This is a genomic window from Vibrio echinoideorum (genome assembly GCF_024347455.1).
GTDB lineage: Bacteria > Pseudomonadota > Gammaproteobacteria > Enterobacterales > Vibrionaceae > Vibrio > Vibrio echinoideorum.
In genome coordinates, this window is the sequence record NZ_AP025483.1 from 2,099,903 (window position 1) to 2,122,379 (window position 22,477).

18 protein-coding genes are annotated in these 22,477 nt (G+C 43.9%); 6 read left to right on the forward strand and 12 right to left on the reverse strand.

Annotation, left to right across the window (positions count from 1 at the left end; genetic code table 11):
* The first annotated feature begins 154 nt into the window (after positions 1-154).
* Entirely contained in the window at positions 155-496 is a 342-nt protein-coding gene (locus OCV36_RS09535; protein WP_245300903.1) for a cytochrome b/b6 domain-containing protein, read from the forward strand.
* Between the two features lie 231 nt (positions 497-727).
* Here the strand turns inward: OCV36_RS09535 and OCV36_RS09540 are convergent, their stop codons facing one another.
* The gene (locus tag OCV36_RS09540) at positions 728-1,258 is read right to left on the reverse strand and encodes a 3'-5' exonuclease (protein WP_017074582.1); all 531 of its coding nucleotides are present in this window, start codon (positions 1,256-1,258) and stop codon (positions 728-730) included.
* Between the two features lie 87 nt (positions 1,259-1,345).
* A complete protein-coding gene (locus tag OCV36_RS09545) occupies positions 1,346-2,884 on the reverse strand; it encodes a sensor domain-containing diguanylate cyclase (RefSeq protein WP_135455009.1) in 1,539 nt (512 codons plus the stop codon).
* A 350-nt stretch (positions 2,885-3,234) separates the two neighbouring features.
* Between OCV36_RS09545 and OCV36_RS09550 the strand changes: the two genes are divergently transcribed.
* The 3 genes from OCV36_RS09550 to OCV36_RS09560 all read left to right on the forward strand — a co-directional run bounded on the left by OCV36_RS09550 (position 3,235) and on the right by OCV36_RS09560 (position 8,923).
* Complete coding sequence (locus OCV36_RS09550; protein ID WP_017074584.1) at positions 3,235-3,867, forward strand: DUF2760 domain-containing protein; 633 nt, start codon at positions 3,235-3,237, stop codon at positions 3,865-3,867.
* Positions 3,867-5,840, forward strand: a complete 1,974-nt coding sequence (locus tag OCV36_RS09555) for an Hsp70 family protein (RefSeq protein WP_135455011.1) — start codon at positions 3,867-3,869, stop codon at positions 5,838-5,840. The genes OCV36_RS09550 and OCV36_RS09555 overlap by 1 nt, the downstream gene beginning before the upstream one ends.
* 230 nt (positions 5,841-6,070) lie before the next feature.
* The gene (locus tag OCV36_RS09560) at positions 6,071-8,923 is read left to right on the forward strand and encodes an Hsp70 family protein (RefSeq protein ID WP_135455013.1); all 2,853 of its coding nucleotides are present in this window, start codon (positions 6,071-6,073) and stop codon (positions 8,921-8,923) included.
* 205 nt (positions 8,924-9,128) lie between these two features.
* On the opposite strand, the gene OCV36_RS09565 is transcribed toward OCV36_RS09560, so the two are convergent.
* The 8 genes from OCV36_RS09565 to OCV36_RS09600 form a co-directional block, all read right to left on the reverse strand.
* Positions 9,129-9,344: a hypothetical protein gene (locus OCV36_RS09565; RefSeq protein ID WP_017074587.1), complete on the reverse strand. Its 216-nt coding sequence runs from the start codon at positions 9,342-9,344 to the stop codon at positions 9,129-9,131.
* Between the two features lie 267 nt (positions 9,345-9,611).
* Complete coding sequence (locus OCV36_RS09570; RefSeq protein WP_004734736.1) at positions 9,612-10,085, reverse strand: DUF2947 domain-containing protein; 474 nt, start codon at positions 10,083-10,085, stop codon at positions 9,612-9,614.
* A gap of 166 nt (positions 10,086-10,251) precedes the next feature.
* A complete protein-coding gene (rimJ, locus tag OCV36_RS09575; protein ID WP_135455015.1) occupies positions 10,252-10,839 on the reverse strand; it encodes a ribosomal protein S5-alanine N-acetyltransferase in 588 nt (195 codons plus the stop codon).
* 26 nt (positions 10,840-10,865) lie between these two features.
* Positions 10,866-12,410 carry a transcriptional regulator TyrR gene (tyrR, locus tag OCV36_RS09580; protein ID WP_102553162.1) on the reverse strand — a complete coding sequence of 515 codons (1,545 nt, stop codon included), beginning with the start codon at positions 12,408-12,410 and terminating at the stop codon, positions 10,866-10,868.
* A 206-nt stretch (positions 12,411-12,616) separates the two neighbouring features.
* Complete coding sequence (locus OCV36_RS09585) at positions 12,617-13,711, reverse strand: YcjF family protein (RefSeq protein ID WP_135455017.1); 1,095 nt, start codon at positions 13,709-13,711, stop codon at positions 12,617-12,619.
* Between the two features lie 14 nt (positions 13,712-13,725).
* Entirely contained in the window at positions 13,726-15,099 is a 1,374-nt protein-coding gene (locus OCV36_RS09590) for a YcjX family GTP-binding protein (RefSeq protein WP_135455019.1), read from the reverse strand.
* Positions 15,100-15,309: 210 nt separating this feature from the next.
* Complete coding sequence (locus OCV36_RS09595) at positions 15,310-15,495, reverse strand: hypothetical protein (protein WP_004734731.1); 186 nt, start codon at positions 15,493-15,495, stop codon at positions 15,310-15,312.
* A gap of 163 nt (positions 15,496-15,658) precedes the next feature.
* A complete protein-coding gene (locus OCV36_RS09600; protein ID WP_135455021.1) occupies positions 15,659-17,176 on the reverse strand; it encodes a fumarate hydratase in 1,518 nt (505 codons plus the stop codon).
* A 254-nt stretch (positions 17,177-17,430) separates the two neighbouring features.
* Between OCV36_RS09600 and pabB the strand changes: the two genes are divergently transcribed.
* Positions 17,431-18,810, forward strand: a complete 1,380-nt coding sequence (gene pabB, locus OCV36_RS09605) for an aminodeoxychorismate synthase component I (protein ID WP_135455091.1) — start codon at positions 17,431-17,433, stop codon at positions 18,808-18,810.
* A gap of 217 nt (positions 18,811-19,027) precedes the next feature.
* Here pabB and OCV36_RS09610 read toward each other — a convergent pair whose 3' ends face one another.
* Positions 19,028-20,746 carry an ATP-binding protein gene (locus OCV36_RS09610; protein ID WP_135455023.1) on the reverse strand — a complete coding sequence of 573 codons (1,719 nt, stop codon included), beginning with the start codon at positions 20,744-20,746 and terminating at the stop codon, positions 19,028-19,030.
* Between the two features lies 1 nt (position 20,747).
* Positions 20,748-21,290, reverse strand: a complete 543-nt coding sequence (locus tag OCV36_RS09615) for a heme NO-binding domain-containing protein (RefSeq protein ID WP_102553157.1) — start codon at positions 21,288-21,290, stop codon at positions 20,748-20,750.
* 464 nt (positions 21,291-21,754) lie between these two features.
* Here OCV36_RS09615 and OCV36_RS09620 point away from each other — a divergent pair, with 464 nt between their 5' ends.
* Complete coding sequence (locus OCV36_RS09620) at positions 21,755-22,354, forward strand: CoA pyrophosphatase (RefSeq protein WP_135455024.1); 600 nt, start codon at positions 21,755-21,757, stop codon at positions 22,352-22,354.
* Positions 22,355-22,477 lie beyond the last annotated feature (123 nt).

Here is a 22,477-nt window from a genome sequence, read left to right on the forward strand (position 1 = left end):
AATGAAGTAAAGAGAGTGGATTCACTGCATTGGGGAATATTAATCACCGTCATGGTTACATTGACTCTCGGTTTGATATCGAGTCGCCTACTTCCCTTTCCTGATAAATATCCAACAATATTCGTCCATCAGGTTTTTGGAGTTTTTGTTTTAATTGGGACAACCATACTTACTTTCAGTAATGATGACTAAACCTAAAAGAGGCCAATGTGGAGTTACTATCCCTAAGTTGGTGCAATTTATTCAAGTATTAACATTGGTTTTTATTGCACTATCCGGTTTAAGTATCGCATTGATTGATACACTGGTATTCAGTGTTTATGTATGGGTATTTAGTGAAGGGGCCACAAAAAGAGAAATGGTTAGCCTATTGTTTTTTATTCATGCTACTGCAATTAAGGTTTTCATGTCGTTGGTAACGTTACATGTTTTAGGCGCAATGAAGCATCACTTTTTAGATAAGGGTGATAAGTTAAAAAACATGCTTGGCAAATAGTTAGGTTGGATAAGGCACTAAGTTTAATAAGGCACTAAGTTAAATAAAGAAACAGGCTGAATAACAAATTAGATTGAATAACTAGAACCAGAAGTTTGATTCATTTTTCACCTTTCCTTGAATACAAAAAAGCCACCTAGTTTTTCATATAGAAACTCAGATCATATAGGAACTCAGAAGGTGGCTTTTTGCTGTCTGTTGTTCTTTTAAGAGACCAATCGCTTTTAAAGACTAAAGCATCGTCAATGTTAGTTTCGCGAGGTTATAAGCATCCACATAACCAGAATGCTGACGACCTTCCCACTCGATATTTTTCGCTTCTTGAGCTGCACGATGACCGATACGTTTATCTTTCAATCTATTTTGAACCCGATAAAGCGTAGCGATATTCAGGAACTCGTTAAACAGTGGCTCGATGCCTTTTTCTTTACATTCGTTATGTAAGATTAAGTCATCACGTCCCCACGCTGCATAGATTTTTTTAGGACCACCGAAGTTTTTCATCATCGACTTGATCACAGATTCTAATGGACGCCCCTGTTTTTCGATTTTACGAGGAGTAATGCCCGTTAGCTCGGCACAGAATAGAGAGACTTCGTCCTTCTCTGGCTTAACGTAATATTGTGCTCGCTTCACGATAGTTCCAGACGCTAGATCAATCTCAGCAAGACCAATTTCAATGATCTCACCTGTTGTTCCCACACCGTCTTCGCTCCAACAGCACATTTCCAAATCGAAACACACCACTCGATTGTGATTCATACGTCGCCTAATTCTCTCGTCAAAAATTTCGTGAAATTGTACATGAGCCCAGTCCAGAACTCGACCCTAGTTGTATCAAGTGCTCATTTAGCCTGCAATTGTGACTCTATTTCGACCATTTGACTTACTTTGATACAACATGCTGTCAGTTCGTTGCAGGATTTCTTCTGTGCTTTCATTGCTACGAATAGAGGCACCAATACTTAACGTGCAGTTTAATTGGCGGCCTTGATGTTCACAGTGAGAGTCGCTAACGGTATTTAGAATGCATTTCAAATAACGATCCAACGCTTCATGATCTGAGATGCTCGAAATTATGCAGAACTCATCACCGCCCAAGCGGAACAAGTCATCCCCTTCCTTCAAGCTAACAGAGATAAGTTTGATAACGTGAATAAGTAACGCATCGCCTGCTGGGTGGCCAAATTGGTCGTTGATGCCTTTGAACTTATCGACATCAAACCCAATAAGGCTAAATGGTTGTTCGCGATCTATCGCTTTGTCTAATTTCTTATTAAATGCACGTCGGTTATAAACCTCGGTCAAACTGTCATGATTGGCTAAGAAGCGTAGCTCTTCCGTCCTCTTATCAAGCATTTGGTACAAACGTTGTTTTTCACGGATTTGAAGATTTACAATGTAGGCAAGCAACAAAGAGATAGTGGTACCAACTAAAGCAATTCCGGCTAACACTAATCGACCATAAAAAGAGATGCATGAGTTTATCTTGTAGTCGATTTTCCAATCGCGATTAGTCAGGCTAATGGTTTTAGTTATATGGTGTCCTGATACACCCTCAAAGCCGTCGGTTTCAAACAAAATAGGAGAATCTTCTGCTTCAAAACCAGTATCGGTAACTCGCACATACACGTCCATATCACCCGCAGTCGACGCCAGCAGATTCTCAAAGTAATAAGTTGTACGAACCACACCAATCACCACACCTAGTAAATTGTTACTTTCACCTTCAAATACAGGGTGATACACCAGCATGCCACTCTTTTTAGTGTCTTGGTCTAAGCCATCTTGTATCAAGCGGACTTTGTCTGAAATATTCGCTTTGCGCGTCTGCTTAATATTGTCTAAGACGAGCTTAAATCGCTCACGAGAAGAGTAAAAGCCCAGAACTTTGTTGTTGGGTGCGGTATTCGGGTAGATATCGGTAGCGATAAAGGCAGGTTCACCATCTAAGATGTAACCAAAGGTTTTTGGTTGATGCTTCGGAATGGTGTACAGCTTGTAAAATGGGTATTTCTGTTTCATCTGTGCCGTATGTTCGGCGATTTCGTCTATCGATACTTTTTGCATCCATTGCAGGCCAATCAAACTCTTTGAAACGTTAATGGTTTGCTGTGCAAAACGGTCAAACCTATCCCAGTCTTCAGGATCATTCGCATAGAAAAAATTGGCACCAGAACCGATGTAAGCGACATCATTATCGATAAATGCTTTTAGGCTTAAAGTTTGACTCTTAGCAAAGTTGTCCAAGTTCATGCTCAACGCACGATTTTGATTGAGAGCCACCAACACAAAACACAGCACGGTGATCAGAAAGGTGACCAAAAAAGCAACTAATGGCAGAGTTCTTCTCTTCAACCCTGTTAGCGGGTCGATGGTATGCGGCATACATATCTCATGTTGGATTATATAAAGTCATAAGTATATAACGTTAAGGAATCATGCTCCATTCATGTTTAGTCCTAAATCTGACACAAAATGGGCAATGTTTACCTCCCTCTCACATCAAAGGCTATTATTCGAACAAATCTCGACTAATTTTCACTCTAACACGCCAAAAACCCACTTGATTAAAAACATTAAATACAGCCCTTAAGCCTTGAATATGCTAGTATCCACCCATATTTATAGCTTGAAAGAAACCGTTTTGCCTGAGTGCTACAGAGTTTTCTTTCCAACCCGTATATTCAACTTAACCAATGAATATACCGTTAAATCAATTTAAAGAGAAAATCACTATGATCGTTGATTTGAACCTAATCCCACAGACGTTTGATATGCTTCACGCAGGCCTAACTGCATCAAGCGTTTTACTACTGCTCATTGCCGTTTCTCGTAAAACCAAAGTCGTTGAGAAAGTCGTAGAAAAACCAGTAGAAAAGATCGTTGAAGTAGAAAAGCCTGTAGAAAAGATTGTCGAAGTTGAAAAAGTGGTTGAAGTTGAAAGAGTCATCGAAAGAGTGGTTGAAGTTGAATCTAAACTCGCAACAGCACCAACAGATTCTGCAATGCAACTGCTTTCAATCATGCAACAAGAAGCTCGCCTTATCGATTTCCTAAAAGAAGACTTAACTTCGTTCTCTGACGAAGAAGTTGGCGCGGCGGCACGTGTTATTCACACTGGCGGCCAAAAAGTATTAGCAGACTACGTAACACTTGCGCACATCCGTAATGAAGACGAAGAGACTCGTATTACGGTAGTTGAAGGCTTTAACCCTCAAGAGATTCGTCTAACAGGCAACGTAACTGGTAATGCTCCGTTCAACGGCACACTGGTTCATAAAGGCTGGAAAGCAACTGACATGAACCTGCCTAAGCTTGCTCAAAACTACGATGCATCTGTCATTGCACCGGCAGAGGTGGAGCTATAATGGAACACCAAAACCATTCTTCATCGCAAGAGCATTCACAAGAGCTATCTTCTCAAGAGCAACATCAGACGCCTAAGTTCAGTGTTGGTATCGATTTAGGTACAACACACTGCGTTTTGTCTTACATCGACACAAGCAATGAAGACGCTCGCGTTGAGGTGATGCAAATCCCTCAACTTACGGCTCCTGGTACGGTAGAAACTCGCAGCCAACTAGGCTCGTTTCTATACCAACCGCACGAACACGAAATGAACTCAGGTTCTCGCGTTCTACCTTGGTCATCTGAGCCAAAAGCACTGGTTGGTGCTATCGCTCGTAACCTTGGTTCGAAGACCCCTATTCGCTTAGTCGCTAGCGCGAAATCTTGGTTATGCCACAGTGGTGTAAACCGTCGCGACGCATTTCTTCCTGCAGGTAGCCCTGAAGAAATTGAAAAAGTATCTCCGCTTAAAACAACTGAGTTGTACCTTGAGCACCTTAAAGATGCTTGGAATCACGCGAATCCAGAACACAAACTGGCAGACCAAGATGTAACGATCACCGTCCCTGCTTCGTTTGATCCTGCCGCTCGTGACCTAACGGCAGAAGCTGCACGTAATGTGGGCTTCACTCACCTGACTCTTCTAGAAGAACCACAAGCCGCACTTTATAGTTGGATTGATAACAGCAACGACACATGGCGTGATGAAGTAGACGTTGGTGACATTGTGCTTGTTGTCGATATCGGTGGTGGTACAACTGACCTTTCTTTAGTTGAAGTAACACAAGATGATGGCAATCTAAGTCTGAACCGTATCGCAGTAGGTGAACATATCCTACTTGGCGGCGACAACATGGACTTAGCTCTAGCGTATCGTCTGAAAATGAAACTGGCTCAAGAAGGCAAAGAACTGGCTCCTTGGCAGGTTCAAGCCATGACTCACGCTTGTCGTGATGCGAAAGAAGCACTGTTAAACGATGGTGAACTTCAATCTGTGCCAATCGTTGTTCCAAGCCGAGGTTCTAAGCTGCTTGGCGCAACCCTGAAAACAGAACTGACTCAGCAAGAAGTGCAACAGACATTAGTTGATGGCTTCTTTCCTAAAGTAGAAGTGACTGAACACCCTGTACAAAAAACACGTGGTGCACTGACTCAAATGGGCCTGCCTTACGCACAAGATGCAGGTATTACTCGTCACATTGCTGCATTCCTTTCTAAGCAAGCGAACGCGCTTTCTGGAAATAGTGAAACCGCTCAGCAAGATTTCAACCCGTTTGCAAACATGCCCGGTATGCCAGGCGCTGAAGCGCCAGCGGCAGACTTCATCAAGCCAACAGCGGTTCTGTTCAACGGTGGTGTTCTAAAATCGAACCTACTGTCAGAACGCCTTTCAGACACGATCAACGAATGGTTGATCAATGCTGACGCTGAGTTTGCTAAACAACTTACTGGATTGGATCTAGACTTAGCAGTTGCAAGTGGCGCTTCTTACTACGGCGCAGTTCGTCGTGGTCAAGGCGTTCGTATCCGCGGTGGTATCGCTTCTTCTTACTACGTAGGAATTGAAAGCGCGATGCCAGCTATCCCGGGGATGGCTCCTCCAATGGAAGCACTGTGTGTTGCTCCGTTTGGTATGGAAGAAGGTTCAAGCGTTCAAGTTCCTAGCCAAGAATTTGGTTTGGTGATTGGCCAGCCAGTACACTTCCAATTCTTCGGTTCTACGACTCGTCGTGAAGACGTAGCGGGTACGCACCTTGATCATTGGGCTCCCGAAGATCTTGATGAACTTCCAGAGATTCAAGTGACACTGCCGGTTTCTGAAGGTCGCCGTGAAGGTGAAGTGGTTCCCGTAACCCTAGCCTCTCGTGTTACTGAACTCGGCACGCTTTACTTAGAAGCAATTGCTGCTGATAACGGTCAGAAATGGCACGTTGAGTTCGACGTTCGTGAAGACGCAAACTCTGACAGCAACAATTCAAACCAAGAAGCATAATCAATCAACGGCACCTTAACGGGTGCCGTTACTTTATCAATGCGATTCCCTAGCCCTGTACTAAAAGAATTCAAACGACAAGCTTAACAGGGAATATCAATTCAATGACAGTGAGCACCTATTCCCGCCTCAGTCATACATCTTCTAGGGAATTTCGTTGTTATGAACAACAATAATAAGACCAAGACTATCAACAAACTGGTCATCACTTTGGCAGAATAAGGTTTTGTATGGCATCTCCTCGTTTTTTAGTCGGCATTGACTTAGGCACAACCAACACTGTGGTTGCCTACTGTGAAATCAACGACGACCTACAACATGCTCCCGTTTCTCTTTTCGATATTGATCAACTCATCGGCCCCGGTGAAGTGGTTCGCAAGCCCCTACTCCCATCCTTTCGTTACCACCCAGCACAAGGTCAAATCTCCCCTTCTGACCTCACCATGCCGTGGGAGCCAAGCTTAGTTGCAGGCGATATTCAAAACGTCATCGTAGGTGAATGGGCGCGCGAACTGGGCGCAAAAGTTGAAGGCCGTCAGGTATCCAGTGCCAAGAGTTGGCTATCACACCAAGCCGTTGATCGTAACTCCGACATTCTGCCTTGGGCAGGTGCGGCTGACGTCGATAAGGTATCCCCTGTTGTCGCAAGCGCCAGCTACCTGAACCACATCCGCCAAGCATGGAACTACCGTAACCCTAGCAACAAGCTTGAAGACCAAGACGTTGTAGTAACCGTTCCCGCTTCATTCGATGAGACCGCACGTAAGCTGACACTCGAAGCGGCAGAACTCGCAGGCCTAGGTAAGATTCTCTTACTCGAAGAGCCGCAAGCTGTCTGTTACGACTGGTATGCTCGCCACCAACAAACGGCAGCTGCAGAACTTAAACAGATCCCGTTGATCTTAGTCTGTGATGTAGGTGGAGGCACCACCGACTTAAGCTTAATTGAAGCGAAATTCAACGCAAATAACGATTCGAACAACGACGGTAAAAACGAGCTAGCACTCGACCGTATCGGCGTCGGCGAACACTTAATGCTAGGTGGTGATAACCTCGATTTAGCGCTTGCTCACCTTGCAGAGCAACGCTTCAATCAAAACAAAAAGCTGAATGCTTCTAGCCTAACCAAACTGATTCAACAAACTCGCGCCGCAAAAGAGAGCCTGCTTTCTGCTAACGCGCCAGACGATGTGAAGATCACCATGCTGGGCAGCGGTTCAAAGCTACTTGGCGGTACCAAGAGTATTGGTTTAACGAAACAAGAAGTTCATCAGATTGCACTGGAAGGTTTCTTCCCACTTTCTGAGTTTACGGAAGTACCCGACAAACGACGTAGCGCGGTGGTTGAGTTCGGCCTACCCTACGCAGCAGATCCTGCGGTAAGTAAGCACGTTGCCGAATTCCTAGCGACACATCAGCAAGTATCTAAAGCCGCACTGGAAAATTCAAACTCTATCGAATTCGATGACTCCAAGCCTGCTATCCCTGTTGGTGTGTTACTCAATGGTGGTGTGTTCAATAGTGAACTGGTAACAGAGCGAATTACTCAGCTACTGGGCAACTGGAATGGTTCTCCAATCACAGTGCTTGATAACCCTCATCCAGATTGGTCTGTTGCCCTTGGCGCGGTTGCCTTTGGTAAAGCACGCCGTGGTGCACAACTAAAAATCGGTGGCGGTGCTGCTCGTTCTTACTTCTTACATCTACAAGAAAAGAACAAGATGGGTAAGGCACTTTGCTTGCTTGCTAAGGGGACCGAAGAAGGTCAAGAGATACGCTTGAACAGCCGTCGTTTCTCACTAACTTTGGGTGAACCGGTACGTTTCAATCTATTGACTTCAACGCACGATCAAATCGCTCATGACACCGCTATTCAAAATGGTGTGATGGTCAATGTCGATGCAGACTTGTTCTCCCCTCTTCCACCTTATATTTCTACGTTGGAAGGGTCTGGCAACGCCGAACTTCAAGCCAACCAAAAAGAGCGCGTTGAAGTATTGCTCGCTTGTCAGTTAACCGAAGTCGGCACGCTGAAAATGGAATGCGTGAGTACCGAAGATGACTCAAAACGTTGGTTACTTGAGTTCGAAGTAAGAAACAAACAAGGTGATGAATCTGATACCTCTAAGCTGCATCCAAGATTGGACGAGTGTAAGGAATTAATTTCTCGCCTATACAGCGGCAACAAGAAAAGTGCTGAATCTAAAGAGATCAACACTCTGTCTAAAGATCTTGAAAAACGACTCGGTAAACGCGACGAGTGGGACTTTACGACTCTTCGTCACTTGTTTGATACCTTCTCATTAGGTCGTAAACGCCGCCGCCGCTCTGAAGCACATGAGAAGAACTGGCTTCGTTTAGCTGGTTACTCGCTACGTCCAGGCTTTGGTGATCCAACTGACTCATGGCGTATAGAACAAATTTGGGGACTTTACCAACAAAGCATCCAATTCGAAAACCATCAAGGTTGGACCGATTGGTGGGTATTTTGGCGTCGTGTCGCTGGCGGGTTAAAGCAAGATCAGCAAGAAACTATCTTAGCAGACATTGCTAAGTACCTTCACCCAGGCGCAATGAAGAACCCTAAGACAGCTAAAGATGCACAAGACAATGGTTATGAAGCCATGGTGAGATTGGCAGCATCACTTGAGCAACTTGAAGTGGAAGACAAGGTACTGCTGGCTAGTTGGTTCTTGAGCAAGGCGATTAACCATAATCAGTTTGAGCAAGCACACTGGTGGGCTCTAGGTCGATTAGCTTCAAGAACGCCTTTGTATGGCAGCCAACACAGCGTAATTCCTAGAGAGCAAGCTGAACAGTGGCTACCGAAACTGCTTGAGCAGAACTGGCAGAAAGAACAGATGATTGCCTTTGCCGCTGTGATGATTTGCCGTAAAACGGGCGACCGTCAGTTCGATATCTCTGACGACTATCGCAATCAGGTGATTGAGAAGCTAAAACAAAGCAAGGTACCTGATTCTTGGTTGATGCTAGTAAGCGAAGTGACCGAGCTTTCAGAGAGTGAGTCCAAGCGCGTGTTTGGTGATGCATTACCAAGCGGATTGAGCCTGATCAATAGTTGATCTTTAACATAACCTTTGGAAGCCGATTAGCTTCTGCGATCAATTAAAAAAGAAAAGCCACTTTCGATTCGTTGAAAGTGGCTTTTTTATTGGTGGCTAAAGGCCTGTTTGCAAGTGTCTGGTTGGTTAGTGTTTCGTTGACCAACATCTAGTCGATTAGAGGCTTGCTGGTTAAGAGCCTTAGCCGTATTGCTGTTAATCATTATTAATGTTTCGTTCCAGTTGGGTTAATAGGAAAATCCGTGTTTTCATAAATATCTGCTAACTTTTTCGGTTTCTTCTCTTTGATTCCTTTCGTTGAATGGTTATGAGTTTCGCTTAAAAGCCATTCCTCATGCATTTTTGCCGAATCCAAAAACTCTGGATCCTCCATTGCTTCCTTGCGAAGTTTATTTACACGTTCGAGAGTATCCCAAATCATAATACTTCACCTCCACTAAGGCAGTACTATAAAGATAGCTCATTACATTAAAACTTCAACTAAGCCAATGAGATAGCGATCTCAATTTCATAAAACACTCTGCTACAACCCAATGCATATCACTTAAACGTTAAGGCTAAAATAGCCAAAATTCACCATTGATCATCGAAGATCATCGGGCATAAAAAAGCGAGCTCAATGCTCGCTTTTTGTTTGTCTATCTGTTGATCGGATCGCCAACACTCGCTCGATTAAATCACACCGAACCTAAGCACGGTTACCAATTTTAACGGTACCATTTGTAGCAAACCAAAGTGCTTCTGAACGGCGGCGACCTAGTAGAATAGGGCCATCATCGTAGAACAAAAAGTTCTTCCAGTGTTTCTTGAAAACTGACCATTTTGTTTCTAAAACATTGTATTTTTCATAACAAAAATAAACAGTTACGTCATCTTGCCAATCAATGAAGTTTAGAATCTCTTCTGGCATTTCAGGCTCATCCGCTTCCCAATTTGCCATCCAGCTGATCTCTTCATTCCAGTTCGATGCTTTGCTTGGCCAGTCTTGCGAACTTAGCCTTTCTGCATCTGGGCTTTGAGGGCTCACGTTCTCTTTCCAAAACTGAGACGCTCTTGCCTGTGTCATTGGCTTAATCTTTTCCAAGTCCTCAGCTGGTAGCGGCATCGACTGGTGAGTGAAAATCCATTTTCTTTGGTATTCGTCCAAAGTTGTATACGACATCAAAATTCCTCAAATATCTTCTCAGGCTACTGGATTACCATGCCTATATGTTCTTCTTGACACCGCGGCGATTAGAGATCGCTTGGTATTCACTGTGTCTAAAATGCTGTTTACGTTTAAAAGCTACTGGCGTTTCAATACTTTTCCCCGTAGCAAAGATTGGCGTCTAAAGAGCGCGCTTGTCTTCCCAGTTCGGGTTCACTAAAGCCGTCAGTATATGATCTTCCCATTTACCGTTAATCTGTAAGTATTCTTTAGCAAAACCTTCTCGTACAAAACCGAGATGTTCGAGCACGCCAGCACTTCGTTCATTGCGAGGCATATAGCCTGCCATTAAACGATGCATGTTTTGTACATCGAACATGTAGTCTTTTGCCATACTCAAGCCTCTACGCATGTAGCCGTGGCCTTGGGCTTTTTCAGCAAGCGAATAGCCGACGTTACACGCATAGAAAGGGAATCGAGATAGATTACTGAATGAAATGGTGCCCAACATTTCGTTGGTGTCATCATTAACAAGCAAGCAATAATAGCCTAGTCCCATTTTATGAAGCTCATTCAACTTAATCAATCGTTGCGCCCATCCAGCCCTTTCAAAGAAAACCGCTTCACGAACCGGTTCCCAAGGCTTTAGGTATTCTTTGTTCGTCTGAAAGTACTCACTGATCATGCTCGCGTCGTCGATTTTCGCTGTGCGTAGAATAAGATTTCCATCGCGTTTATAAACACGTTCTGGTGTACTTAAGTCTTCCATTCGCTTTTCTTATTCCATTAACTTGTTCAGTTTTTTCTGATCCCATAATCACGAAGCTTATTCGCAATTGAGGTATGAGAGACATTCAAACGTTTTGCTAACTTACGGCTCGATGGGAATGACTGATAGAGCTTTTCAAGGATCTGAGATTCATAGTCTTTCATGATCTCATCCAATGAACCGTCTAAGCTCAGGTTCGCCATTCCAGCCGTCATGGTTTCAAGCTGAGGCAAGTGGAATTGCTCAACCGTTAGCGTGTCAGAGTCTAACTCTGTTAGTGCACGTAGAACCATGTTGTCCAATTGGCGAATATTACCCGGCCATTGGTAATTACCTAATTGGTCAATCAACTCTTGAGTTAACTTTGGCTTTAACATACCTAGCTGCTGTGCGTACTTAGCAACAAACAGTTCCAATAACGGAGCTACATCATTCGAACGTTCACGCAAAGCAGGAATAGACAAAGTTAATACATTCAAGCGATAGAACAGATCTTCACGGAATGAACCCGAATCCGCTAATTCAGACAGGCGATGACGTGTAGACGCGATAATTCGAACATCTGCATGCATCTCTTCTTCTTCACCAACACGGCGGAATGAACCATCTTGTAGGAAACGTAATAATTTGATTTGTAGATGCGGGCTCATTTCGCCAATTTCATCTAGAAATACCGTACCGCCATTCGCTTGCTCGAAGATGCCTTTATGACCTTGTTCATGATTAAATGAACCCGGAGCATGACCAAACAATTCGGTTTCTGCCACGTCGTCAGGCATTGATGCACAGCTTAAAATCAAGAATGGGCAAGAAGAGCGATTTGAACGGTTATGACACGATTTTGCCAGCATCTCTTTACCCGTACCCGTATCCCCTTCAATCAGCAAAGGCTGATCCAACATAGCCAACTTCTTAGCTTGGCTGATCAAGGCTTTGTGGCGGTTAGAAACACCCACAAAATGCTCAAAGCCTAGGTTGTTCTGTTCAGGAATCGCGTCTGGTGGATTCATCTCTTGGTTACAAGAACGAATCGTCATTACGGCGCTAGCCAGTACCGCTTCGTTAACTTCACCACCAAGATAAATAGGCAATATCTCGATAGAGAAGTCTAGACCTTCCAACACCACAACTTCACGATGGCGCGTTACATCGCCCTCGATCCAGCGAGCAAAATTGAAACTAGGAACAAATGTCGACAGCGGCTCACCGATGACTTCGTCTTCTTGCTTGCCGAATAGGTTCAGTGCAGCGTGGTTAGCCATGTCGACTGAGCCTTTAAGGTCAATCGCAATCATTGGATCAGGCAGGTTCGCGAGCAGTGCAATCAGCTCAGTGTTATGCCTTTCACTTGGCATAAATTGGATTTTACGTACATCCTTCACACCTGAAATTCGGCGAATTTCAGCCATAAGTTCACTAAAAGCATCAAAATTAATATCAGGGCAATTTAGGTAAATAATTCCTTTAACATCAATTTCGATTCCTCTTAAATCAATGCTTTTTGAGGCCAAGATATCGAGCAACTCACGCGTTAAGCCGAGTCTGTCTTCACACAATACTTCAAGACGCACAAATAGTCCTATTATAGGTGTCAGGATAAGTTGACAGTAGTTTGAATTAAGCTCTGAGTTCAGTCAAGAAGAAGAGTAAACATATGTTTACTCTTCTTCACCAAACGACTTAAGCCAGTGTCTGGAATTTGTTGACCATTACAGATGAACAAATTTCGGACTCTGTATTTCATAGCGATACGCTTTTACTTCAAACCAGTGCGCTCTTATTTCAAAGTAATGCGCTTTATTTCAGAAAGGACGGCTTTACGAAGGTCAGATAATTTTATTTTTCGCTCACTGTGCCAAGGCATAGGACGAAGCAAAGTCATGGCTTTTAAACCCAGTCGAGCGGTTAAAATACCAACACCTAAACCTTGCCCTGCTCTTGCAGAGACTTTACCCGCTAAGTCCATCGATACTAGGTCCATACTCGCGTCTATCGCCAGTTCGCTGGCACCCGCAGCAGCCATGTTGATTAACACCAACTTGAATAACTTAATGCGCGACCAGTAACCTAGCTCAATGCCATAAACGTCAGCAAGCTTGTCTATCATGGTGAAATTACGCCACGCCACCAGCAACATATCCGCCGCCGCGAGTGGGCTCACAGCAACCAGTGCTGCTGATTCCGTAGAGAACTTGGTAACGATTTGAGTGGCGACTTTATCTTGCTGACTCACGACCAACGCATCATACATATCCAACACTTCAGCATCGCTGTGCGCCGGGTTAATACTGTTCCGCCACTTATCGTACGAAGGAGACTCAGCAACTATACCGCCCTGCTTGGCAATGTTTTCACAGAACACTTTGCCTTTACCGACACTCTGGCTTTGTAACAGCTCTTCACTCTGCTCTTGCACACTGAAATGGTCTTTCAGTGAACGCAGCTTCCATAGCTCTTTACCTATTGCGCCTAAACCCAATGAAGCAATAGCTGCGATAAAGCCCGCCCAACCTAACGCGAGCCAGTCTGCTGTTTGAATCGCGGTAATGACAGAGTCAATTGCTTGCCAACCAACTAAACCAGAGAAAGCGACTAACAAGCCAGTTCCAAACCACTTCTTCTTTTTGCTCGGTCGAATCACTTGTTCCAGTTGCTGTTCAGCGTCACCATCAAGGTCGGCTTCCACTTGTGGCGCGACGGGTACAAATTTCTCTTGTTCCGTGAACAGTTGTTGAGCGCCTAAGTCTGGGTTCGCTTCATCGATGCCTTGTTTCCCAAAAACCTTATCTTGTCCATGAAAACCACGGTCATGTTCATCGAATGAGGTCTTCAATGGTTCATCAAAGACCTGTTTTGTTTTTAATTCACTCATTTTGATTGCCTCAATTACTTCAACTTGTCGCCAATGAGATACTCTAAAACCTTGTCGACTCTCAGATGCTGACAAGGCTCGTCGGAGTGTTGCTCCATTGGTCGAAAACTGGTGAAATCAAACTGGTTTGTTTCCCAATACTGTTTGTTCGGTAACTTACGTGGTACCTCACCCGGATACATAGTTTGAGGAACGTTATCTAATGTCGTTCCTTGCAATGCAGGCACTTGGGATGAACCTGAAGAAATATAACCGGCACTTGTCGCTTGAATCGACGCGATACTCATGCAACTCATGTCGATATGTTCAAACGCCGCCTGTTGCCAAGCCGGATGCACCATCTGTTGCAATAGCGATACCAAGTTCGGATGTTGATCCGGTGTCACGTGGTCAGCCTTGGTGGCTGCAAACAATATCTTGTCTATCTTTGGAGCAAACAAGCGTCTTAGCATATTACTTCGCCCGTACTTAAAACTCTTCAATAACTGCTCTAGCGCACCGCGCATGTCCATGAAAGAGTCATAACCAGCATTGAGCGGTTGTAAGCAATCAACCAGAACAATTTGTCTATCAAACGTAGCAAAGTGATTCTTATAGAACGCTTTGACTACTTTCTGTTGGTACTCTTCATAACGCGCTTTCAATACTGCGTAGTTACTGGTTTTTGAAAACTTATCTTCAGGTGCTTTGCACGGGAAGAATTGCAGTACAGGCGCACCTTCAAGTTCTCCAGGTAACACGAACCTACCGGGTTGTACCCAATGCAGTCCGTTATTCTTACAAGTATGAAGATACTGAGTGTAGCTATCAGCAATCGCGACCAGTTTCTTTTCGTCAGCATCTGCTAATAAATCGATGTCACCGCGGATTGCGTTCCAGTCTTGTGAATAGGTTTCCCTGTCGCCTTTCAACGCTGCGAATTGAGACTGACTCCACGTATCGAAGTCCATATCCAACAAGGGTAAATCAAGTAGCCACTCTCCCGGGTAATCGACAATATCGAGGAAGAGCGTACTGTTTTTACTCAGCAGTTTCTTCGCGCCTTTGGCAGGCTTATATTTGATGGCAAGGCGAATCTCACTGACATCTCGTGTCGGCACTGGCCATTCTGGTGGCTCCGTATTGAGTGACTCCATCGCTTCATCATAAGAAAAACGTGGGATCATCATGTTGTGTTGAGGAATGCGCTTAGCGCCAATAATTCTTCCGTCTCTCGCTGATGCAAGTAGAGGCAGATTTTTGTGGGTAGACGTATGAAGAAGCTGATTAACCAACGAAGTAATGAATGCTGTCTTACCCGCACGAGAAAGCCCCGTGACCGCTACTCGAATATGAGAATCCGTTCCTCTGCTTATAAAGTCACTCATTTCTTGAGTTAGGTGTTTCATTTGAACGACTCCGTGATAGTTAGGCTAGCTGATTATGATAATAGAGAGGCAGCCTATGTACTTTCGCTGTTGGGATAGTATGTATGCTTTTTCTTTTTCTTTTTCTAATAGTAGTGAGTATGCAATACACATTCTTAATGCTAGATGAATAAAAGCCCCTGACTACATTCATAATCAGGGGCTTTAGAATTTTTCTGCGATATCCGACGTTTAATCGTCTTCAATCAACTTGTAGATAACAAACAGTGCAATCTCTGCAATTAGCCAAAGCGCACAAGTAATTGTCACGTATTTATTATCAAAGATACTGATCCCTTTCAAGATCAGGTCGTAACCAACAAAAGCACCAATCACCACTGCCAAGATAATCTGTAGGATCTGAATAAAACGAGGCATTCCTCTCTCCTATGTTCTTATATCAAACGATGTGTTTATCACTATATCATTGATAATAAGACAAAAGTGCAAATAATGCTGCACTTTTGTCTTCAACTTTCTGTCAAGAATTGCAATTCAAACGCTGAAGCTAGCGCCTGTTACGACTTTTGACTTCGGTAAATTATGCTTTTTCAGCTTCAGCAATTTTCACTTTCCACGTGTCAGGGCCGATCTGGTGCGCGTTCACGCCATTTGAATCAACCGCGACCGTTACAGGCATGTCTTCAACTTCAAATTCGTAAATCGCTTCCATACCTAGATCTTCAAACGCAACCACGCGTGCTTTTTTAATTGCTTTAGCGACTAAATAAGCTGCACCGCCAACCGCCATCAGATAAACCGATTTATGTTGTTTGATTGATTCAACCGTTGCAGGGCCACGCTCTGCTTTACCAATCATGCCCATAATGCCGGTTTCTTCTAGCATCATGTCGGTGAACTTATCCATACGAGTCGACGTTGTCGGGCCAGCAGGACCTACCGCTTCATCGCGTACCGCATCAACAGGGCCTACGTAGTAAATGAACTTACCTTTCAGGTCAACGCCTTCTGGTAGGCCTTCACCACTTTCAAGCATGCCTTGAATACGCTTATGCGCTGCATCACGACCGGTTAAGATCTTGCCTGATAGAAGAACTGTTTCGCCTGTCCTCCACTCTTGTACGTCTTCTTTGGTTATTTCATCAAGGTTAACACGGCGTGTATTTGCGCCCGCTTCCCAAGTGATGTCTGGCCACTCTTCTAACTTAGGTGGTGTTAGCTCTGCTGGGCCGCTGCCGTCTAATGTGAAGTGTACGTGACGTGTTGCCGCACAATTCGGGATCAAACATACTGGCTTAGACGCAGCATGCGTTGGCGCTGTTTTGATTTTAACGTCAACCACAGTGGTTAAACCGCCAAGACCTTGTGCACCAATACCAAGCTTGTTTACACGGTTGAAGATATCAAGACGAAGCTCTTCTTCAGCATTCTCTGGACCTTTGTCGATAAGGTCTTGGATGTCGATGTGTTCCATCAGAGATTCTTTCGCTAGTACCGCTGCTTTTTCAGCCGTACCGCCAATGCCTATACCTAGCATGCCCGGTGGACACCAACCAGCACCCATCGTCGGCAGCGTTTTCTCTACCCACTCTGCAATGTCATCAGAAGGGTTTAGCATGACCATCTTGGTTTTGTTCTCAGAACCGCCGCCTTTAGCCGCGATTTGAATTTCAACTTTATTGCCTGGAACCATATTAATGTGAACAACCGCTGGTGTGTTGTCTTTTGTATTAATACGCTTACCTGCAGGGTCCATTAGGACAGATGCACGCAATGGGTTATCTGGATTGTTGTAAGCTTGACGAACGCCTTCATCAACCATCTGTTGTACTGTCTGATCCGTTTCCCACCTAACATCCATACCGATGTTCACGAAACAAGTAACAATACCCGTATCCTGACAAATTGGACGATGACCTTCCGCAGACATACGCGAGTTGATAAGAATTTGAGCAATCGCATCTTTTGCTGCTTGGCTCTCTTCTTTTTCGTACGCTTTTTCTAGGGCTTGGACAAAGTCTAAAGGGTGATAATAAGAAATGTACTGAAGTGCGTCAGCGACACTGCTGATCACATCTTGCTTACGAATAACCGTCATTGCATGCCTCTTTATTGTTCTGGTTCCATGTGGGTTCTTGGTGTGACTGTTTTTGTCTAACCGGATTAGTTGGTTTAGCTTTTTATTATGTTGAGCTGTATTTAGTTGCTTTAGCAATCGCTTGCATAGCTTTAAACTAAACCATTTGGTTTGCACCGTTCTAATCAAGAACCCATTTTATTTTCAATTTATGATACTCTTGCTTCCTCTCACACGCCATGCAGTGAACGAACTCTTTGTCACAAATTAAACAAATGAATAACAACGAATTTCGCTCTATCCAAATCAAGCCGCTTCAATATCAATCAACTTTAGCTAAACAGCTGTTTTCTCATATTGAAAGTATGCCGTGGGCAATGCTATTACGCTCTGCTTCAGAAAGCCACGTTGATAGTCGATACGACATTTTAGTTGCTCAACCCATCGCCACCTTCGAAACTATCGGCGCAGAAACGACCGTTAATGTTAATGAAGAGTGCGAGGTTTCAACGTCGGATCCTTTCGAACTACTCGACCAATATCAACAGCAATTATTACCAACGACAACGGAACACAGCGAATTACCATTCGTCGGCGGTGCGTTGGGTTATTTCAGCTACGATTTAGGTCGACGTGTTGAGACATTACCTTCTCTAGCGCAGCGTGATATTGAAGCTCCTGACATGGCGGTTGGCTTATATGAATGGGCCATTGTCGTTGATCACAAAGTGAAGACGGCATGTATTGTCGGCCAAAATATTGATTCACATCTCGATTGGTTAACCTCGCAGTCAAAGCACAATGCAGTAATCCAACCTGCCTTTGGATTAACGACGCCATGGCAATCCAACATGAGTCAAGATAGCTATGCGAACAAGTTCGATAGTGTTCAAGAGTACTTATTATCGGGTGATTGTTATCAGATAAACCTTGCTCAGCGTTTTCGTGCCGATTACCAAGGCAGCGAATGGCTCGCTTATGAAAAGTTAGAGCAATACAATTCGGCACCGTTTTCCGGCTTTATTCGTCTTGAACACTCAGCAATCTTAAGTGTCTCGCCAGAACGATTCTTAGAGCTCAATAGTGGCACCATAGAAACCAAGCCAATCAAAGGCACGCGTCCTCGTTCTGATGATCGTGAAATTGATGATGCCCATGCTCAAGACTTGATGAATGCAGAGAAGGATCAGGCCGAAAACCTAATGATCGTTGACCTACTGCGTAATGATATTGGTCGCGTGGCGAAACCTGGTACGGTTCACGTCCCTAAACTGTTTGATATCGAAAGCTTCCCTGCTGTGCATCACTTAGTAAGTACAATCAGAGCCGATCTAGATTCTCAATATTCAGCAACTGACTTATTGAGAGCTTGTTTCCCCGGCGGTTCGATTACTGGCGCACCAAAAGTGCGAGCAATGCAGATCATTGAAGAGTTAGAACCCCATCGACGCTCCGCTTATTGCGGCAGCATTGGCTACATCAGTCGAAATGGCAGAATGGATACCAGCATTACCATTCGTACGTTAGTTGCTGAAAACAACACGCTCTATGCGTGGGCTGGCGGTGGTGTGGTGTTCGATAGTGACTGTGCCTCTGAATACCAAGAGACGCTCGATAAGCTGAGTCGCATTCTGCCTGTGCTTGAAGACTGCTAAACATACGTCATTTATTCGTCAGTTAATCAGCTAATCAGCTAGCGAAAAGCAAAAAAAAGCCGAAGTCATCGATATGATAACTTCGGCTTTTTAATATTTGATTCAAATAAACGCCAAACACGACTACCGAACGAATGAGACCTAATAGCCAACAGGAACTAATAGCTGATAGCTGATAGCTGATAACAAATAAGCACTAAGCACTAAGCACTAAGCACTAAGCAACATTCGCCGGCACAATACCCCATTTATGGAGCATTTCTTTCAGATCATTCGCTGTGTATGGCTTACTAAGAATGTCATCCATACCACATTGGATACAGCGCTCACGCTCTTCTAACGTTGTACCCGCTGTTAGTGCCACAATCGACTTGCTATAGCCTTTCTCTCGTAGCTTCTGCGTCGCTTCAAAGCCGTCCATGACCGGCATTCTGCAATCCATGAACACAATATCGTATTCGTTATTGCTCGCTAACTCGAAACCTTCTACGCCATTGCTGGCTATGGCAGGGTCAATTTCGTATTTGCGTAACATTTGTTGGATGATGATCTGATTCATCTTGATGTCATCGACCACCAGCACTTTTAATAAAGACAACTCAACATTTGATTCGACATTTTTGGCCACTCGTTCGTCTTCAAGCGATACTTCGATAACTTGTAGAGGTACAGAAATAGTAAAAGTTGTTCCGACTCCGACCACACTCGACACACTAATCTCACCATTCATCAGAGCAACTAGCTTGCGACAAATCGCTAAACCTAACCCGGTACCCTCATAATTTCGGCTGCTCGAACTATCAGCCTGAGTAAAAGGTTCAAACAAGGTTTTATGTGCCGACTCGGCTATGCCAACCCCTGTATCTTCAACAGAGAAAGCGAATTGGTTGTTGCCCCATTCAATATCAACATTTACATGCCCGTCTTCTGTGAATTTAATCGCATTGCCAATTAGGTTCACAAATAGCTGAGTGATACGCTCTAAATCCCCATTGAAATGAGTCGGTACGTTTGAGGCAACAGTGATATTAAATTCAAGCTGCTTCTCAATCGCACGGTTGGTAAAGATACTCTGAATCGTGTTTCTCAAATCATTCAGCGCAAACTTCTTCGGAATAAGCTCCAACATACCCGCATTAATCTTACTGTAGTCCAGTAAGTCATTAATGATGGTTCTTAGAAACTCACCAGATTGGCTTAGGTTATTGACTATTTCACGTTGAGAGCCGGTTAATTCGGTATCACTGATCAATTCAGCACTACCCAACAAGCCGTTGAGTGGGGTTCTTAATTCGTGGTTAATCATCGCAACGAAATCGCGTGTTGCTCTTTCGGACTCTTCTGCTCGTTTGCGTGATTCAATATTTCGATTGATGGCGAGCTGATGAGTTAACGCACTGCATATCAGATCTGTTACCAGCAAGAGTTGGCTCTCGATAAACTCATAGTCTTGGTCCAGTAACCTAACCTTAACGATCAGCGCACCAACAATCACCTTCTCGACTTCGAGCGGCACTGTCAGTAATTCACCTTGCCATTGAGGTTCTTGAATATCTTGATCTAACTCGCCGACCGTTTCGTCGCCGTAGTCGTATGCTAGAAGCTGAGGGATGAGTTTAGGCGGCAGTATCAGGCGACTGGCTTCAATCAAATAACTGTTGGTCACGTTAGCCGTTAGTTCAGACAACATGATGTCATCGAGATCATTCCTAAGAAACGCGCGCCCAAAATTGATCAACAGGTTGTCGATTTGTTCTTGAAACTCAATGCGGCGGATATTCGCGTTCGAACGCTTTTCTAACTGACGCAGCGCAAGCTCAAGCTGTTGGTTGGCCTCAAACAATTCGAGGCTCTTTTGTTCCAACAATGCTTCAGCCGCTTTGCGTGCCGCTATTTGACGTTTAAGCTTTTTCTCTAGGGCAGATGCCAGATCCATATTACTTTTCGACTTTTAAATTAAACCTAACCACACTTTGGTCATCATTCTGAGGTGTCATTTCTACCATTATGGTTTCGTTATGGTAGTCAGCGCACCCTTCTATTAGCCCTAAGCAAACATGTGACATGCATCTCGCACTCTTGTAATCAAAGATGAGTTGCGCTTCAGTCGTGGTAATAAAGCTAAACTCAGGTGGCTCAGCATCAGGGTAGAGCTTCTTCACTTCTACGTGAATATAGCGCTCTACGTGTTGAATAAATTGAAAAGTGGTGTTGCTATGGGCAAGGCTCGCTTTGTTCGGTAAAGAGGCTAACAGGTTCTTAAACACTGACTGCCCAAATACGCGTTGCAAACTCCCTGCATCGATATCGGTTTTCTTACTCAGGTTAATAATGAGCTTCACGAGATCTTTATGGTCGTAACTTCCGACTGATGTGTAGATCCCTTCGTCTTCTGACATTTCTAAAACTTCTTCCAAAAGCTCTAAACCAAACTTATCTTCAACAAGCTCTAAAAATTCGGTGAATATGATTCCTTTCATCTCATACCTTTTGTTCTATTTCTTTTTAGAATGAGCCACTAAGTGAGTGTTATCAAATTCTTAAGAACAAAATAACCACCCGTCACTCAATTTTATGACATGAGTAACGCTTACTGACTCGTATGCACTTATTGAATATAGCAAAAACCTGAGAATTTAAGATAAAGCTTATATAGCTTGTCTATCTTATGTATCACTTGTCTGTCTTATATATCACTTCCCTGTTTTTACCTTGCTTGTTTTCTTTCATACAATTTCTCCGCTTGGTTTAGACCTTCCTACTTAAAGTGACCCTATCACTATGCTACCGGGTATTTAGCCAACAAAGAGGGGAGCAAGGAGCTGCTAAATAACAAATGGACATAAGCCAAACGAACCGCACAGCGAGCAAAACAGTGAGATTGGCTTTCGACTCAATGTTGTGCCTATACTTAAAATGATAATAATCAATATATTGGCATGACATGAATAAAGATCGCTTCCTTCAACAGTTCCAACTTAACCCAACCGTTGGCTACCACCCAGAGTCCGTTGAACGTGTTTCTCATATAACTGGGGATCAACTTCGGAAAGCGGCAGTCGTAGTTGGTTTAGTTGAAAGAGAAGACGGTTTACATGTCATTTTTACTAAAAGAGCAGCACATCTTAAGCACCACCCGGGCCAGATCAGCTTCCCTGGAGGAAAACACGAACTCTCCGACCCATCTATGCAATTTACGGCACTGAGAGAACTTCATGAAGAGGTAGGAATTCGATCGGATCAGGTTAAAATTGTTGGGCAATTACCAGTATTGAGTACCATTAGTAAATTTTCGGTTACACCGATTGTTGCAATGGTCGATCCTGATTACAAAGCTGTTATTGATGAGAACGAAGTTGCCTCTATTTTTGAGGTTCCTGCCACCTATGTTTTAGACCAAGCTAAGTTACACAGCCACATGGTGAATTTTAAGCAAATCAAACATCGTGTTTTCGCCATGCCCTTCGAAGAGCACCTAATTTGGGGCGTCACAGCACAAATCATCCAATCATTGCAGCAGCATGTAGTGCAACAAATCACATAGAAACTACGTTTTGTTTAAACTCTGTTAACAAAATCCAGCCTTTCTATGGAACAGATTTATTAGTGCAATTTTACGCAAACGTTTCCCTGGTATAAATCCAAACAACCCCACCTCTGACATTAA

What these genes read in the sequence shown, in the direction of transcription:
- OCV36_RS09540 (WP_017074582.1), bottom strand. Translation starts at nt 1,258, where the DNA reads ATGAATCACAATCGAGTGGTGTGTTTCGATTTGGAAATGTGCTGTTGG.
- OCV36_RS09545 (WP_135455009.1), bottom strand. Translation starts at nt 2,884, where the DNA reads ATGCCGCATACCATCGACCCGCTAACAGGGTTGAAGAGAAGAACTCTG.
- OCV36_RS09550 (WP_017074584.1), top strand. Translation starts at nt 3,235, where the DNA reads ATGATCGTTGATTTGAACCTAATCCCACAGACGTTTGATATGCTTCAC.
- OCV36_RS09555 (WP_135455011.1), top strand. Translation starts at nt 3,867, where the DNA reads ATGGAACACCAAAACCATTCTTCATCGCAAGAGCATTCACAAGAGCTA.
- OCV36_RS09560 (WP_135455013.1), top strand. Translation starts at nt 6,071, where the DNA reads ATGGCATCTCCTCGTTTTTTAGTCGGCATTGACTTAGGCACAACCAAC.
- OCV36_RS09565 (WP_017074587.1), bottom strand. Translation starts at nt 9,344, where the DNA reads ATGATTTGGGATACTCTCGAACGTGTAAATAAACTTCGCAAGGAAGCA.
- OCV36_RS09570 (WP_004734736.1), bottom strand. Translation starts at nt 10,085, where the DNA reads ATGTCGTATACAACTTTGGACGAATACCAAAGAAAATGGATTTTCACT.
- rimJ (WP_135455015.1), bottom strand. Translation starts at nt 10,839, where the DNA reads ATGGAAGACTTAAGTACACCAGAACGTGTTTATAAACGCGATGGAAAT.
- OCV36_RS09585 (WP_135455017.1), bottom strand. Translation starts at nt 13,711, where the DNA reads ATGAGTGAATTAAAAACAAAACAGGTCTTTGATGAACCATTGAAGACC.
- OCV36_RS09590 (WP_135455019.1), bottom strand. Translation starts at nt 15,099, where the DNA reads ATGAAACACCTAACTCAAGAAATGAGTGACTTTATAAGCAGAGGAACG.
- OCV36_RS09595 (WP_004734731.1), bottom strand. Translation starts at nt 15,495, where the DNA reads ATGCCTCGTTTTATTCAGATCCTACAGATTATCTTGGCAGTGGTGATT.
- OCV36_RS09600 (WP_135455021.1), bottom strand. Translation starts at nt 17,176, where the DNA reads ATGACGGTTATTCGTAAGCAAGATGTGATCAGCAGTGTCGCTGACGCA.
- pabB (WP_135455091.1), top strand. Translation starts at nt 17,431, where the DNA reads ATGAATAACAACGAATTTCGCTCTATCCAAATCAAGCCGCTTCAATAT.
- OCV36_RS09610 (WP_135455023.1), bottom strand. Translation starts at nt 20,746, where the DNA reads ATGGATCTGGCATCTGCCCTAGAGAAAAAGCTTAAACGTCAAATAGCG.
- OCV36_RS09615 (WP_102553157.1), bottom strand. Translation starts at nt 21,290, where the DNA reads ATGAAAGGAATCATATTCACCGAATTTTTAGAGCTTGTTGAAGATAAG.
- OCV36_RS09620 (WP_135455024.1), top strand. Translation starts at nt 21,755, where the DNA reads ATGAATAAAGATCGCTTCCTTCAACAGTTCCAACTTAACCCAACCGTT.